This window comes from Curtobacterium sp. 260 (assembly GCF_030803485.1).
Classification (GTDB): Bacteria; Actinomycetota; Actinomycetes; order Actinomycetales; family Microbacteriaceae; genus Curtobacterium.
The window spans coordinates 204,925-218,596 of the sequence record NZ_JAURUY010000002.1; the positions used below are offsets into that span (position 1 = coordinate 204,925).

Annotated in this window: 11 protein-coding genes; 10 read left to right on the forward strand and 1 reads right to left on the reverse strand. The window is 70.8% G+C overall.

The features are described 5' to 3' along the window. Positions 1 to 123: 123 nt before the first annotated feature. From J2X59_RS03385 to J2X59_RS03395, 3 genes are read left to right on the forward strand one after another with little or no spacing between them, the layout of a single operon-like run. Positions 124 to 1,107, forward strand: a complete 984-nt coding sequence (locus tag J2X59_RS03385) for an ABC transporter permease (protein ID WP_066657847.1) — start codon at positions 124 to 126, stop codon at positions 1,105 to 1,107. A 1-nt stretch (position 1,108) separates the two neighbouring features. Beyond that, positions 1,109 to 2,137: an ABC transporter permease gene (locus J2X59_RS03390; protein ID WP_081984699.1), complete on the forward strand. Its 1,029-nt coding sequence runs from the start codon at positions 1,109 to 1,111 to the stop codon at positions 2,135 to 2,137. Next, complete coding sequence (locus J2X59_RS03395) at positions 2,134 to 4,272, forward strand: ABC transporter ATP-binding protein (protein ID WP_326495702.1); 2,139 nt, start codon at positions 2,134 to 2,136, stop codon at positions 4,270 to 4,272. The genes J2X59_RS03390 and J2X59_RS03395 overlap by 4 nt, the downstream gene beginning before the upstream one ends. A gap of 187 nt (positions 4,273 to 4,459) precedes the next feature. Here J2X59_RS03395 and J2X59_RS03400 read toward each other — a convergent pair whose 3' ends face one another. Further along, the gene (locus J2X59_RS03400) at positions 4,460 to 5,209 is read right to left on the reverse strand and encodes a CPBP family intramembrane glutamic endopeptidase (RefSeq protein ID WP_066652815.1); all 750 of its coding nucleotides are present in this window, start codon (positions 5,207 to 5,209) and stop codon (positions 4,460 to 4,462) included. Positions 5,210 to 5,348: 139 nt separating this feature from the next. Between J2X59_RS03400 and typA the strand changes: the two genes are divergently transcribed. The 7 genes from typA to J2X59_RS03435 all read left to right on the forward strand — a co-directional run bounded on the left by typA (position 5,349) and on the right by J2X59_RS03435 (position 13,453). Continuing rightward, complete coding sequence (gene typA / locus J2X59_RS03405; RefSeq protein ID WP_251154704.1) at positions 5,349 to 7,271, forward strand: translational GTPase TypA; 1,923 nt, start codon at positions 5,349 to 5,351, stop codon at positions 7,269 to 7,271. A gap of 110 nt (positions 7,272 to 7,381) precedes the next feature. Continuing rightward, on the forward strand, positions 7,382 to 8,575 hold the full coding sequence (locus J2X59_RS03410; RefSeq protein ID WP_326495703.1) for an amidohydrolase: 1,194 nt from the start codon (positions 7,382 to 7,384) through the stop codon (positions 8,573 to 8,575). Positions 8,576 to 8,650: 75 nt separating this feature from the next. Then, positions 8,651 to 9,190 carry a hypothetical protein gene (locus J2X59_RS03415; RefSeq protein ID WP_326495704.1) on the forward strand — a complete coding sequence of 180 codons (540 nt, stop codon included), beginning with the start codon at positions 8,651 to 8,653 and terminating at the stop codon, positions 9,188 to 9,190. A 19-nt stretch (positions 9,191 to 9,209) separates the two neighbouring features. Then, positions 9,210 to 10,472 (forward strand): PIG-L family deacetylase, encoded by a 1,263-nt coding sequence (locus J2X59_RS03420; RefSeq protein ID WP_326495705.1) that lies wholly within the window; start codon positions 9,210 to 9,212, stop codon positions 10,470 to 10,472. Between the two features lie 37 nt (positions 10,473 to 10,509). Beyond that, complete coding sequence (gene fdxA, locus J2X59_RS03425; RefSeq protein WP_066652836.1) at positions 10,510 to 10,827, forward strand: ferredoxin; 318 nt, start codon at positions 10,510 to 10,512, stop codon at positions 10,825 to 10,827. A gap of 14 nt (positions 10,828 to 10,841) precedes the next feature. Continuing rightward, on the forward strand, positions 10,842 to 11,960 hold the full coding sequence (gene dapC, locus J2X59_RS03430) for a succinyldiaminopimelate transaminase (protein ID WP_326495706.1): 1,119 nt from the start codon (positions 10,842 to 10,844) through the stop codon (positions 11,958 to 11,960). Between the two features lie 194 nt (positions 11,961 to 12,154). Continuing rightward, positions 12,155 to 13,453, forward strand: a complete 1,299-nt coding sequence (locus tag J2X59_RS03435) for a citrate synthase (RefSeq protein ID WP_081984701.1) — start codon at positions 12,155 to 12,157, stop codon at positions 13,451 to 13,453. Positions 13,454 to 13,672 lie beyond the last annotated feature (219 nt).

The following is a 13,672-nucleotide window of genomic DNA, read 5'->3' on the forward strand; positions in this document are numbered from 1 at the left end:
TGGATCACCATACGGCCCCCGCGCGGGGGCAGTCGACCCGTTCTGTTGCAAACACCAATCCGTTACGCGGGATGTGGCGGGATGTGATCTCCCGGAAACAAATCGGGTCGTATGGTGTTCCGCATGACCCGCTTCCTGGCGCGTCGACTCGTGTACTACGTCGTGCTCGTGTTCCTCGCCACCTCGCTGACGTACTTCCTGGCCTCGGCGACGTTCAGCCCCCGATCCGTCTACGCAGAGCGCAACCCGGCACCGCCTGCGGCCACCATCGACAAGAAGCTCGACGACATCGGCGTCAACGACAAGACGCCGATCGTCGTGCGCTACGGGCACTGGCTCGGCGACGCCGTCCAGGGCGATCTCGGCCGGACGATCCAGGACCGCAGCGTCAACGACGCCTTCTGGCCGCGCCTGGGGGTGAGCCTGCGGCTGCTGGTGGTCGGGTCCCTGCTCGGCATCCTGCTCGGGGTGCTGCTCGGTGTCTGGAACGCCATCCGGCAGTACCGGATCTCGGACCGGGTGAGTGCGATCGTCTCGATCGTGCTCATCTCGACACCGGTGTTCCTGACGGCCGTGTTCCTGAAGATCGGAGCGACGAAGCTCAACCAGGACACCGGGACCCAGCTCATCAACTTCACCGGCGAGGCCACCCCGGGGCTGAGCGGCAGCGCGTGGGACCTGTTCCTCGACCGGGGCGTGCACCTGCTCCTGCCGACGATCTCCATCGCGCTCGGCCTCATCGCGATCTACAGCCGGTACCAGCGGGCGACGATGCTCGACGTGCTCGGCTCGGACTTCCTGCGGACCGCGCGGGCGAAGGGGCTGACGAAGCGCCAGGCGACCTTCAAGCACGGGCTCCGGACCGCGCTGATCCCCATGACGACGCTCTTCGCCTACGGGTTCCTCGGCATCCTCACCGGTGCGACCTTCACCGAGAAGATCTTCGGCTGGAACGGCCTCGGCGCGTGGTTCATCGACTCGGTGCAGAACAACGACGTGAACGCGGTGACCGCGTACACGCTGTTCGCCTCGGTCGTGGTCCTCATCGCGGGCTTCCTCGCCGACGTCCTCACCGCCGCCCTCGATCCGCGTGTGCGGAGGAGCTGAGATGACCGACACCCGCATCGAACCCGTCGACGGCACGACCGTCGGCCGGTCCGACACGCCGCTGCCCGGCAGCCCGAAGCCGGGCGGGAAGCAGCGCAACCGCTTCGTGCAGACCGCAGTCCGCGTGTTCATGAACCGTGGGGCCGGGATCGGCCTCGTGGTGATCGTGCTGCTCTTCGCCTTCGCGTTCATCGGGCCGTTCGTGAGCCCCTACGGCTACTCCCAGATCGACTACACCGCCTTCTCGCAGCCCCCGGGCGGCGCGCACTGGTTCGGCACGAACGGCATCGGGCAGGACGTCTTCGCGCAGACCGCTCGCGCCATGCAGAAGAGTCTGCTCATCGGTCTGCTGGTCGCACTGTTCTCGACCGCACTCGCAGCGCTGACGGGTGCTGCTGCCGGCTACTTCGGCGGCTGGGTCGACCGGATCGTGATGTTCTTCGTCGACATGCTGCTCGTGCTGCCGTCGTTCCTCATCATCGCGATCATCAGCCCGCGCATCCAGGACTCCGGCTGGATCGTGCTCGTGGTCCTCATCGCGGCCTTCGGCTGGATGGTCACCGCCCGGGTCGTCCGCTCGATGACGCTCTCGGTGAAGGAGCGCGAGTTCGTGCGCGCCGCCCGGTACATGGGCATCGGCCCGTTCCGGATCATCCTCCGGCACATCCTGCCGAACGTGGCCTCGTTCCTCATCATCGACGGCACCATCCAGGTCGGGGCCGCGGTGCTCGCGGAGACGAGCCTGAGCTACTTCGGCTTCGGCGTCCAGCCACCGGACGTCTCGCTCGGCACGCTCATCGCGCAGAACCAGGACGCCGCGCTCACCAGCCCGTGGCTGTTCTTCTTCGCGGCCGGTGCGCTCGTGGTCTTCGCGATCGCGGCGAACCTGCTCGGCGACGGGCTGCGCGACGCGCTCGACCCGACGTCGGCGACGGGCAAGAAGCAGAAGCGGACCGGTCGGAAGCGCGACCAGAACCAGGCCGCGGTCGACGCTGCGACCATCACCACGCAGGCAGGGGCCGGCGCATGAGCACCACCACCACGACGACCACCACGACCGACCCGCTGCTCCGTGTCCGCGACCTCGACGTCCGGTTCCCGACCCCGCGCGGCGTCGTGCACGCCGTTCGGGGGGTCGACCTCGAGCTCCGGCGGGGCGAGGTCCTCGGCATCGTCGGCGAGTCCGGTTCGGGCAAGTCCGTCACGAGCATGGCGATCCTCGGACTGCTGCCGGAGACCACGAAGGTCACGGGGTCGATCGCGCTCGAGGGGCAGGAGCTCCTCGGCCGCAGCGACCGGCAGCTGAGCAAGCTGCGGGGCGCCAAGGTCGCCATGGTCTTCCAGGACCCGCTGTCCGCCTTCACGCCCGTGTACACGATCGGTGAGCAGATCGCCGAGACCGTCCGCGTGCACCGGGGTGCCTCCAAGCAGGACGCACGCGCCCGGGCGATCGAGCTGCTCGAGCTCGTCGGCATCCCGCAGGCCGCGCAGCGCGTGGACGCCTTCCCGCACGAGTTCTCCGGTGGCATGCGGCAGCGCGCGATGATCGCGATGGCCATGGCGAACGACCCGGACGTGATCCTGGCCGACGAACCGACCACCGCACTGGACGTGACGATCCAGGCCCAGATCATCGACGTGCTCCGCACCGCGCAGCGCGAGACCGGTGCCGCCCTGGTGTTCGTCAGCCACGACCTCGGGGTGATCGCCGGCATCGCCGACCGCATCGCCGTGATGTACGCCGGGCGGATCGTCGAGACGGCGAGCGCGGACGAGCTGTTCGCCCGACCACGCATGCCCTACACGATCGGTCTCATCGGCGCGCTGCCGCGGCTCGACGAGTCGAGCGGCGAGCCGCTCGTGCCGATCCCAGGGTCGCCGCCGTCGCTCATCGGGCTGCCGGACGCCTGCCCGTTCGCCGACCGGTGCCCGCTCGCCGCCGCCGTCTGCCGCGGGTCGGAGCCGCCGCTCGCCGCGGTCGACGTGGCGGCCGGTGTCCCCGGAGAAGGGCCGGTCGACACCTCGGTGCCGCACGCCGTCGCCTGCCACCGGTACGAGGAGGTCGCCGAGGCCCACGCCGACTCCGGCGCGATCTTCCGGCTGCCCGAGATCCCGGACACCGGCGTCGCGGTCACCACGCCCGCCGCCCGCGAGCAGCGCCCCGCCGTCGTCCAGGTCGAGGGGCTGACGAAGACGTTCCCGCTCGTCAAGGGATCGGTGTTCAAGCGCAAGGTCGGCGAGGTCTACGCGGTGGACGGCGTCGACCTCGACATCCGCACGGGCGAGACGCTCGGGCTGGTCGGGGAGTCGGGGTCCGGCAAGTCGACGACCCTGCACCAGCTGATGGACCTCGAGCGGCCCGAGCACGGCACGGTCGAGCTCTTCGGACAGCCGGTCACGGCGTCGAAGCAGCTGCGGCAGCGCATCTCGATGGTGTTCCAGGACCCCGCAGCGAGCCTCGACCCGCGCATGTCCGTGTACGACGTCGTCGCCGAACCGCTCCGGGCCGTCGGCGCCGCGTCGGACCGCATCGCCGAGCGGGTGCCGGAGCTCCTCGGGCTCGTGGGGCTCCGTGCCGCCGAGGCCGACCGCTACCCGCACGAGTTCTCCGGCGGGCAGCGGCAGCGCATCTCGATCGCTCGGGCGCTCGCGACCGAGCCGGAGCTCATCGTGCTCGACGAGCCGGTCTCCGCGCTCGACGTGTCGATCCAGGCCGGGGTGCTCAACCTGCTCGCCGACCTCAAGGCACGACTCGGGCTGTCGTACCTGTTCGTGTCGCACGACCTGTCGGTGATCCGGCACGTCGCGGACCGGGTGAGCGTGATGTACCTGGGCCGCACCGTCGAGGAGGGCGCGGTGGACGAGGTGTTCGAGCGCCCGATGCACCCGTACACGGCTGCGCTCATGTCGGCGGTCCCGGTGCCGGATCCCGTCGTGGAGCGCGCACGGCGGACGATCCTGCTGCCGGGGGACCCGCCCAGCCCGACCGAGCGCCCGACCGGCTGCCGGTTCCGCTCGCGCTGCCCGCTCTACGCGATGCTGCCCGAGGCACAGCAGGCGCGGTGCCGCGACGAGGTGCCCGAGAAGGCGTCGCACGCCGGCGCGGAGCGCGACCACCGTGCGGCGTGCCACTACCCGGAGCAGGTGCCGCAGCTGGTCGCGTGACCAGCCGACGGACGGAAGGCGCGGTGCCGGTCGGTACCGCGCCTCCCGTCCGTCACCCGGTCACCTCGGGCCCGTCCTGCCGTGAGACGGTCTCGTCACGTCGAGACGCCGCAGGATCCTGCGGCGTCTCGCGTCGATGCCTCCGTCTGACGGGCACGCCGGCGTCTCGCCTCGGCGACGCACCCGCTCACCGGAACAGCCCCGGGAACGCCTGGGCGACGAAGGGGTAGCCCACGAAGACGACGGCGTCGAGCAGGCAGTGCGTGATGACGAGCGGGAGCAGCCGCCCCCACCTCGTGTAGATCCACCCGAACACGACGCCCATCACCGCGTTCCCCACGAACGCCCCGAACCCCTGGTAGAGGTGGTAGCTCCCGCGCAGGACCGCGGTCGACAGGATGACCTGCCACCGCCCCCACCCGAGCCCGCCGAGTCGCTCGTACAGGTACCCGATGACGATGACCTCCTCCTGCAGCCCGGACCGGACGGCCGAGAGCAGCAGGACGGGGATCGTCCACCAGTAGGTGTTCAGCGCCGCCGGGTCGACGTCCACCGTGAAGCCGAGTGCGCGACCGGTGAAGTAGAGCGCGAGTCCGGGGACGCCGATGCCGAGCGCGATGAGGGCGGCGCCGCCGAGGTCCGGCCGCGCCCGGAAGCGGTCGATGCCGAGCCGGTGGAGGTGCGGGCGCCTCGCGCTCCAGAGGAGGTAGCAGACCAGCGCGACCGGGGCCAGGTCGACCGCGATGCCGACGAGCTGCCGCGCGAGGTCGACGTACTGCACGGTCGTGGTCGACGTGTTGAGCGCCGTCGACTGCTCGCCGAGGGGCGTCGTCTGCGACAGGTCGTCGATGATCTGCAGCACCGAGTACAGCGCGCTGCCGCCCAGTGAGAGCATGAGGACGATCGTGATCTCGGTCCACGTCCGCCGTCGGGTCATGCGCTGTACTCCTCAGGGTTGCGAACTACCGGTAGACTGGCGTGTCGGGCGTTCCAGCCCACCCACGGGCAGTGCCACCACGGCGCGAGAGCCGCCGTCGGCCGCCCGATCTTCTCCGAACACTTGAAGGATGTCCTGTATGGCGCTCGCCACCCGGTCCGACCTGCGCAACGTCGCCATCGTGGCACACGTCGACCACGGCAAGACCACCCTCGTCGACGCGATGCTCACGCAGACCAACTCGTTCGACGCCCACTTCGAGGGCGAAGACCGGATGATGGACTCGAACGACCTCGAGCGCGAGAAGGGCATCACCATCCTCGCGAAGAACACCTCGGTGCTCTACAACGGGGAGCACGCCGAGGAGTTCAACCCGGGTGGCCGCATCACGATCAACGTGATCGACACCCCCGGCCACGCCGACTTCGGTGGTGAGGTCGAGCGCGGCCTCTCCATGGTCGACGGTGTCGTGCTGCTCGTCGACGCGTCCGAGGGCCCGCTGCCCCAGACCCGCTTCGTGCTGCGCAAGGCGCTCGCCGCGAAGCTCCCGGTGATCCTGCTCGTCAACAAGACGGACCGCCCGGACTCCCGCATCGACGAGGTCGTCTCCGAGTCGCAGGACCTGCTCCTCGGCCTGGCCTCCGACCTGTCGGACGAGGTCGACGACCTCGACCTCGACGCGATCCTCGACGTCCCGGTCGTCTACGCGTCCGGTCGTGCCGGTGCCGCGAGCCGCAACAAGCCGAACGACGGCGAGCTGCCCGACAACGACGACCTCGAGCCGCTGTTCGAGGCGATCCTGCAGCACGTGCCGGCGCCGACGTACGACGACGAGCACCCGCTGCAGGCGCACGTCACCAACCTCGACGCCTCGCCGTTCCTCGGCCGCCTCGCGCTGCTCCGCATCTTCCACGGCACGATGAAGAAGGGGCAGACGGTCGCGTGGGTCAAGCACGACGGCACCGTCGCGAACGCCCGCATCACCGAGCTGCTCATCACGAAGGCACTCGACCGCTTCCCGGCCGAGTCCGCGGGCCCCGGTGACATCGTCGCCGTCGCCGGCTTCGACACCATCACCATCGGTGAGACGCTGTCCGACCCCGAGGACGTCCGCCCGCTGCCGACCATCACGGTCGACGACCCCGCCATCTCGATGACCATCGGGACCAACACGAGCCCGCTCGTCGGCAAGGTCAAGGGCCACAAGCTGACCGCGCGCATGGTCAAGGACCGCCTCGACCGCGAGCTCATCGGCAACGTGTCGCTCAAGGTGCAGGACATCGGCCGTCCGGACACCTGGGAGGTCCAGGGCCGTGGTGAGCTGGCGCTCGCCATCCTGGTCGAGCAGATGCGCCGCGAGGGCTTCGAGCTCACCGTGGGCAAGCCGCAGGTCGTCACGAAGCGTGACGAGAACGGCAAGCTCCAGGAGCCCTACGAGCACATGACGATCGACACGCCGGAGGAGCACCTCGGCGCGATCACGCAGCTCATGGCCGCGCGCAAGGGTCGCATGGAGAACATGACGAACCACGGCACCGGCTGGATCCGCATGGAGTTCATCGTGCCGTCGCGTGGCCTCATCGGCTTCCGCACGTCGTTCCTCACCGAGACCCGTGGCACGGGCATCGCGAACGCGATCTCGCACGGCTACGACGACTGGGCGGGCCCGATCCAGACCCGCATCAACGGCTCGATCGTCTCCGACCGCGCCGGTGTCGTGACGCCGTTCGCCATCACGAACCTGCAGGAGCGCATGACGTTCTTCGTCAACCCGACGGAGGAGGTCTACGAGGGCATGGTCATCGGCGAGAACTCGCGCGCCGACGACATGGACGTGAACATCACGAAGGAGAAGAAGCTCACGAACATGCGTTCGGCGAACGCCGACTCCTTCGAGTCGATGACGCCGTCGCGCCAGCTCTCCCTCGAGGAGTGCCTGGAGTTCGCGCGCGAGGACGAGTGCGTCGAGGTCACCCCCGACAACGTGCGCATCCGCAAGGTCGAGCTCGACGCGCAGGCCCGTCAGCGCGCGTACGCCCGCCTGAAGCGCCAGGACGCGTAACCCCGCGACAGGCCTGGAGGCACTGCCTCCGTCCGACGGCCCGGTCACCTCGTCGAGGTGGCCGGGCCGTCGGCGTCCGCGCCCTCCGGCTCCGGGGTTACGGTGGACGGGTGACCCTCGATCTCCTCTCCCTGTACCAGGACCTGCACGCCCACCCGGAGCTCGGCTTCCAGGAGCACCGCACCGCCGGTGTGATCGCCGACCGACTGGCCGAGATCGGTGGGATCGAGGTCACCACGGGCGTCGGCGGCACGGGCGTCGTGGGCGTCCTGGCGAACGGCGACGGGCCGGTCGTGTGGCTCCGCGCCGACATCGACGGCCTGCCCGTGCAGGAGCGCACGGGGCTGTCCTACGCGAGCACGCACACCGGCCGCGACGACGAGGGCGTCGAGGTCCCGACGATGCACGCCTGCGGACACGACATCCACGTCACGTGGCTGCTCGGGACCCTCGAGCGCCTCGTCGACACCCGTGACGCGTGGCACGGCACGGTCGTCGCCGTCTTCCAGCCCGCGGAAGAGGTCATCTCCGGTGCCCGCGCGATGATCGAGGACGGCCTGGTCGAGCAATTCCCGCAGCCGGAGGTCGTGCTGGGGCAGCACTCCGCCCCCGCGCCGGTCGGGATCGTCGCGGTCGGCAGCGGACCGGTCATGGCGTCGAGCGACCGGATGACGGTCACGTTCAACGGCCGCGGCGCGCACGGTTCGGCGCCGCAGGCCTCGCTCGACCCGATCGTCACCGCCGCGAGCGCCGTCGTGCGGCTGCAGACGGTCGTCTCCCGCGAGGTCTCGCCGTCCGACGCCGGCGTCGTCACCGTCGGCGCCTTCCACGCCGGGACCCGGCCGAACATCATCCCGGACCAGGCCGTCATCGAGATCTCGACGCGCGCCCGGAACGAGGAGACCCGCGAGCGGATCATCGCCTCGATCGAGCGCATCGTGCGGGCCGAGAGCGAGGCGGGCGGCCTCGCCGCGCCGACCATCGAGCGTGCCCCGGGTGCCGAGGTGACCGTGAACGACCCCGAGGCGGCGAAGCGCGTGCTCGAGGCGATCCGTCCCGTCGTGCCCGGTGCGCGCGACCTGGAGATCGGGCTGGCGATGGCGTCGGAGGACGTCGGCCAGCTCGCCACCGCGGCGGGGGTGCCGCTCGTGTACTGGTTCACCGGCATCACCGATCCGGAGCTGTTCCGCCGCGGCGAGGAGATCCCGAGCAACCACTCGCCGTTCTACGCGCCGCAGGCCGAGACGGCGATCCCGGTCGGCGTCGACGCCCTGACGGCAGCCGCCCGCACCTACCTGTCCTGACCGGCGGCGCGGCGGACGGGAGACTTCCCAGGGAACGCACGCCGCGCCTCCCGGCAGTCCACCTAGGGTGTCCGCATGCGCACGACCCGGACCCTCATCGCCGCCGTGACCGCGGGGATCGCCCTCGCGGGCCTGACCGGCTGCTCCGCCGACGCGGTGCGCCAGGCGACCGACCTCGGCTCGTCGGTCGCCTCGAACGTCAGCGAGACCGTGCAGGGCATCGACGGCAAGGCCGTGCAGGACGGCATGGCCTCGGTCGCGGGCGGCATCGACGGCGCCCTCGACGCGGCACTGTCGGGCACGGGCGTGACGAGCGACGGCAGGGTGCCGGACGGCTTCCCGACCCCCGACGTCCCGCTCGTCGACGGCACCGTGCTCGGCGGTGGGGCCGGGCCGAAGGGTTCCGGCTGGGTGGTCCAGGTCCGCGTGGCCTCGGTCGACGACTTCGCGGCGGCCGCCGAGCAGCTCGCTGCCGCCGGGTACACCGAGTCCGCGAAGCGTGCGGACACGTCGAGCGCGTTCGGGATGTTCCGCAGCGATGCGTACCGCGTGGTGCTGACGGTGTCCGAGTCGTCGGACGGCGTCACCGCGACGTACATCGTCACGCCCCGCTAGCGAAGTACCCTGGGACGCGATGTCCAAGGCTCCCGCACCGCGTCCCGAGCGCGTCCTGTTCGTGCACGCCCACCCCGACGACGAGACCCTGTCGTCCGGCGGCACCATCGCCACCCTGCTCGAGCTCGGCGCCGAGGTGACGGTGCTCACCGCCACGCGAGGCGAGCGCGGCGAGATGCTCACCGAGGCCCTGGCGCCGCTCTTCGGTGACGGCCCCCGTGTCGCCGCACACCGCGAGACCGAGATCGCCGCCGCGCTGGCCGCGCTCGGCGGTTCGGCACACCTGTGGCTCGGCGGCCGGGGAGCACGTCCCACCGACCTGCCCGAGCGGCGGTACAGCGACTCCGGCATGCAGTGGGGACCGGACGGACGCGCGACGGCCGCCGACGACGCCCCGGCCGACTCGCTCACCGCGGCGGACCTGGGCGAGGTCGTCGACGACGTGCGCGCGGCGATCCGCTCCACCGGCGCCGACGCGGTGGTCAGCTACGCCGACGACGGCGGGTACGGCCACCCGGACCACGTTCGGGTGCACCACGCTGCCCGGTACGCGGCCCGGGCCGAGGAGGTCCCCTTCTCGATGATCGTCGACCCGACGTCGGACGAGGTCGACCTGACCGTCGACGTCGTCCCCGTCCGGGCGAAGGTCCGCGCCGCCGTCGAGCAGTACCGGTCGCAGGTCGCCGTCGACCCCGTGGACCCGACCGACCCGCAGCGCCTGACCTGGGTGATGCCCCACGGCGTCCGGCAGGAGGCTCCCGCGATCGAGGCGTTCCGGTACGACGCCGACCCGGTGCCCCACGCTCCCGAGACCTTCGCGGAGCTCACCCGTCAGGGGAAGGTGACGGCGGTCGTCGTCGCGGCGGTCGCCGGGCTCGTCGTCGGAGCACTCGGGACCGTCACGCACCAGCAGCGGCTCGCGGGCTTCCCGGTCGGCATGGTCCTGACGACGCTCATCGTGCTCGGACTCGTGGTGGGACTGCGCCTCCTGTACCGCTCGCGGGCGATGGTCGCAGCGGCCGGCATCGGGATCATCGTCGCGACGCAGGTGCTCGTGAGCGTCGGCGGGCAGTCGTCCCCGCTGGTGCTCGCGAACCTCGCCGGCTACGTGTGGACCTTCGCGCCGGCGGCGATCGCGGCGTTCGCCCTCGCCTGGCCCGACCTGTCGGGGCTGCGAGCCCGCGCGGCGGCGTCGGCGTCCGGAGCCGGAGCCGGGGCCGGGACGGCTGCCGCATCGTCCACGGACACCGCGCGGTCCGGGGCTCCCGGGCGCCGCGAGTAGACTCGACCACGCTCAGTCCGAAGGGAGCACCCGCACCGTGACCTACGTGATCGCCCAGCCCTGTGTCGACGTCAAGGACCGCGCCTGCATCGACGAATGCCCGGTCGACTGCATCTACGAGGGTGACCGGTCGCTGTACATCCACCCCGACGAGTGCGTCGACTGTGGTGCGTGCGAGCCGGTCTGCCCGGTCGAGGCGATCTACTACGAGGACGACCTGCCGGACGAGTGGGCCGACTACTACAAGGCCAACGTCGAGTTCTTCGACGAGGTCGGTTCGCCCGGCGGTGCTGCCAAGGTCGGTGTGATCCACAAGGACCACCCCGTCATCACGGCCCAGCCCCCGCGCGGCTGACCCCGGACCGCTCCGTGGCGCTCGACCTCCCCGACTTCCCCTGGGACCAGCTCGTCCCGTTCAAGCAGCGCGCAGCGGCGTACGAGGGCGGCATCGTCGACCTCAGCGTCGGTTCGCCCGTCGACCCGACCCCCGAGGTCGTCCGACGGGCCCTGGCGGGTGCGACCGACGCGCACGCCTACCCGCAGGTCGCCGGCACGCCCGCGCTGCGCGAGGCGATCGCCGACTGGTACGGCCGTCGGCAGGGCATCACGCTGACGCCCGAGCAGGTGCTCCCGACCATCGGCTCGAAGGAGTTCATCGCCGGGCTCGCGGTCTGGCTCGGGATCGGCCCGGGGGACACCGTCGTGTTCCCGGAGGCCGCGTACCCGACCTACGAGCTCGGAGCCGCGCTCGTTCGGGCCGACGCGCTGGCATCCGACGACCCCGCCGCATGGCCGGAGAGCACGAAGCTCGTGTGGCTGAACTCGCCCGGCAACCCGGACGGTCGCGTGCTGTCCGTCGAACAGCTGCGCGCCGCGGTCGCACGGGCGCGGGAGCTCGGCGCCGTGATCGTCGGTGACGAGTGCTACGCCGAGCTCGGGTGGGAGCCGCCGTACGACGCGTCGCCGACACCCTCGATCCTCGACCCGCAGGTCGTCGGCGACCGGGTGGACGGTGTGCTCAGCGTGTACTCGCTGTCGAAGCAGTCGAACCTCGCCGGGTACCGTGCTGCCTTCGTCGCGGGGGACGCCGCAATCTTGGCCGACGTGCTGGCGGTCCGGAAGCACACCGGCATGATGCCGCCGCTGCCGGTCCAGGACGCGATGATCGTGGCCCTCGCCGACGACACGCACGTGCAGCAGCAGAAGGCCCGCTACCGGGCCCGTCGGAACATGCTCCGACGGGCACTCGAGGGAGCGGGCTTCCGGATCGACCACAGCGAGGCCGGGCTCTACCTCTGGGCGACCCGCGGCGAGCCCGCGCTCGACACGGTCGGCTGGCTGGCGGAACGGGGCATCCTCGTCGCACCGGGCACCTTCTACGGGCCCGCCGGGGCGGAGCACGTCCGGGTGGCGCTCACCGCGACCGACGACCGGATCGCGGCCGCGGCGCAGCGGCTGGCGAGCACCCGGAGACTGGCCGCGTCCTGATCGAGGTGGGCCGCGCCTCCCGGTCGTGACGAGGGGTGGGACCGCTGTGCGCTCCCCGCACAATCCGTGGAATCCACCAGATCTCCGCCTTCCGGTGGTGCACGACCGACAGTCGGCGCAGTTAGGCTGTCGTCGTGACTGACACTGCCAACGACGCTCAGAAGACGGCCACACCGCCCACCACGCCCGTCCCCGTGAGCCCCGCCGCCGCGGAGTCGACGGAGACGGCGACACTGACGTTCCCGGGTGGCACGGCGGAGTTCCCGATCCTGCCGAGCGTCGACGGCGCGTCCGCCATCGACATCTCCTCGCTGAAGAAGCAGACCGGGCTGAACACGCTCGACTACGGCTTCGTCAACACCGGCGCGACCAAGAGCGCCATCACGTACATCGACGGCGACCAGGGGATCCTGCGCTACCGCGGCTACCCGATCGACCAGGTCGCATCGGGGTGCACCTACCTCGAGGTCGCGTGGCTCCTCATCTACGGTGAGCTCCCCACGAAGGACGAGCTCGACGACTTCGACGCCCGCATCCGTCGGCACACGCTGCTGCACGAGGACCTCCGTCGGCTCTTCGACGCGCTTCCGCACTCGGCACACCCGATGTCGGTGCTGTCGAGCGCCGTGAGCGCACTGTCCACGTACTACGAGGACGACATGGACGTCGACGACCCCGAGAAGGTCGAGCTGCAGACCGTCCGGCTCCTCGCGAAGCTGCCGGTCATCGCCGCCTACGCGCACAAGAAGGCGATCGGGCAGGCGTTCCTCTACCCGGACAACAAGCTGTCGTTCGTCGACAACTTCCTCCGGCTGAACTTCGGCACGATGGCCGAGCCGTACGAGCCGAACCCGGTGCTGTCGAAGGCGCTCGAGCGGCTCCTCATCCTGCACGAGGACCACGAGCAGAACGCCTCCACCTCGACCGTGCGCCTGGTCGGCTCGACGAAGGCGAACATGTTCGCGTCGATCTCCGCCGGCATCAACGCGCTGTACGGGCCGCTGCACGGTGGCGCGAACGAGGCCGTGCTCGAGATGCTCCAGCAGATCAAGGACTCCGGTGAGCCGGTGTCGCGCTTCGTCGAGCGGGTGAAGAACAAGGAGCGCGGAGTGAAGCTCATGGGCTTCGGGCACCGCGTCTACAAGAACTACGACCCGCGCGCGAAGCTCGTGAAGGAGTCCGCGCACGAGGTGCTGCAGTCGCTCGGGGTGCAGGACGACCTGCTCGACATCGCGATGGAGCTCGAGCAGATCGCGCTCGAGGACGAGTACTTCGTCAGCCGCAAGCTCTACCCGAACGTCGACTTCTACACGGGCATCATCTACCGGGCGATGGGCTTCCCGCCGCGCATGTTCACGGTGTTGTTCGCCATCGGGCGTCTGCCGGGGTGGATCGCCCAGTGGCGTGAGCTCAACAACGACCCGCTCAACAAGATCGGCCGCCCGCAGCAGCTCTACGTGGGGCACCCGGAGCGGGACCTGCCCGCTCGCTGACGTCCGGCCCCGGTCCACTCGACACGGTCCGAGAGGCCCGCTCGCGTCCCGCGAGCGGGCCTTCTCCGTCACGCTCGACGGGCGGGGCCCGCGAGCGGGCCATTCCTGTCACGCTCGGCGTCGTCCGGCGACGGTTCCTGCCCGCTCGGCAGGAGACGCGCGGCGTGTCCTGCCCGCTCGGTGACCTGAGCGCAACTGCGAACGCGCCGGACGGGAGGC

Excerpts from the sequence above, each read along its gene's own strand:
- J2X59_RS03400 (WP_066652815.1), bottom strand. The coding sequence starts at position 5,209 with ATGACCCGACGGCGGACGTGGACCGAGATCACGATCGTCCTCATGCTC.
- J2X59_RS03390 (WP_081984699.1), top strand. The coding sequence starts at position 1,109 with ATGACCGACACCCGCATCGAACCCGTCGACGGCACGACCGTCGGCCGG.
- J2X59_RS03420 (WP_326495705.1), top strand. The coding sequence starts at position 9,210 with ATGTCCAAGGCTCCCGCACCGCGTCCCGAGCGCGTCCTGTTCGTGCAC.
- J2X59_RS03395 (WP_326495702.1), top strand. The coding sequence starts at position 2,134 with ATGAGCACCACCACCACGACGACCACCACGACCGACCCGCTGCTCCGT.
- J2X59_RS03385 (WP_066657847.1), top strand. The coding sequence starts at position 124 with ATGACCCGCTTCCTGGCGCGTCGACTCGTGTACTACGTCGTGCTCGTG.
- J2X59_RS03415 (WP_326495704.1), top strand. The coding sequence starts at position 8,651 with ATGCGCACGACCCGGACCCTCATCGCCGCCGTGACCGCGGGGATCGCC.
- typA (WP_251154704.1), top strand. The coding sequence starts at position 5,349 with ATGGCGCTCGCCACCCGGTCCGACCTGCGCAACGTCGCCATCGTGGCA.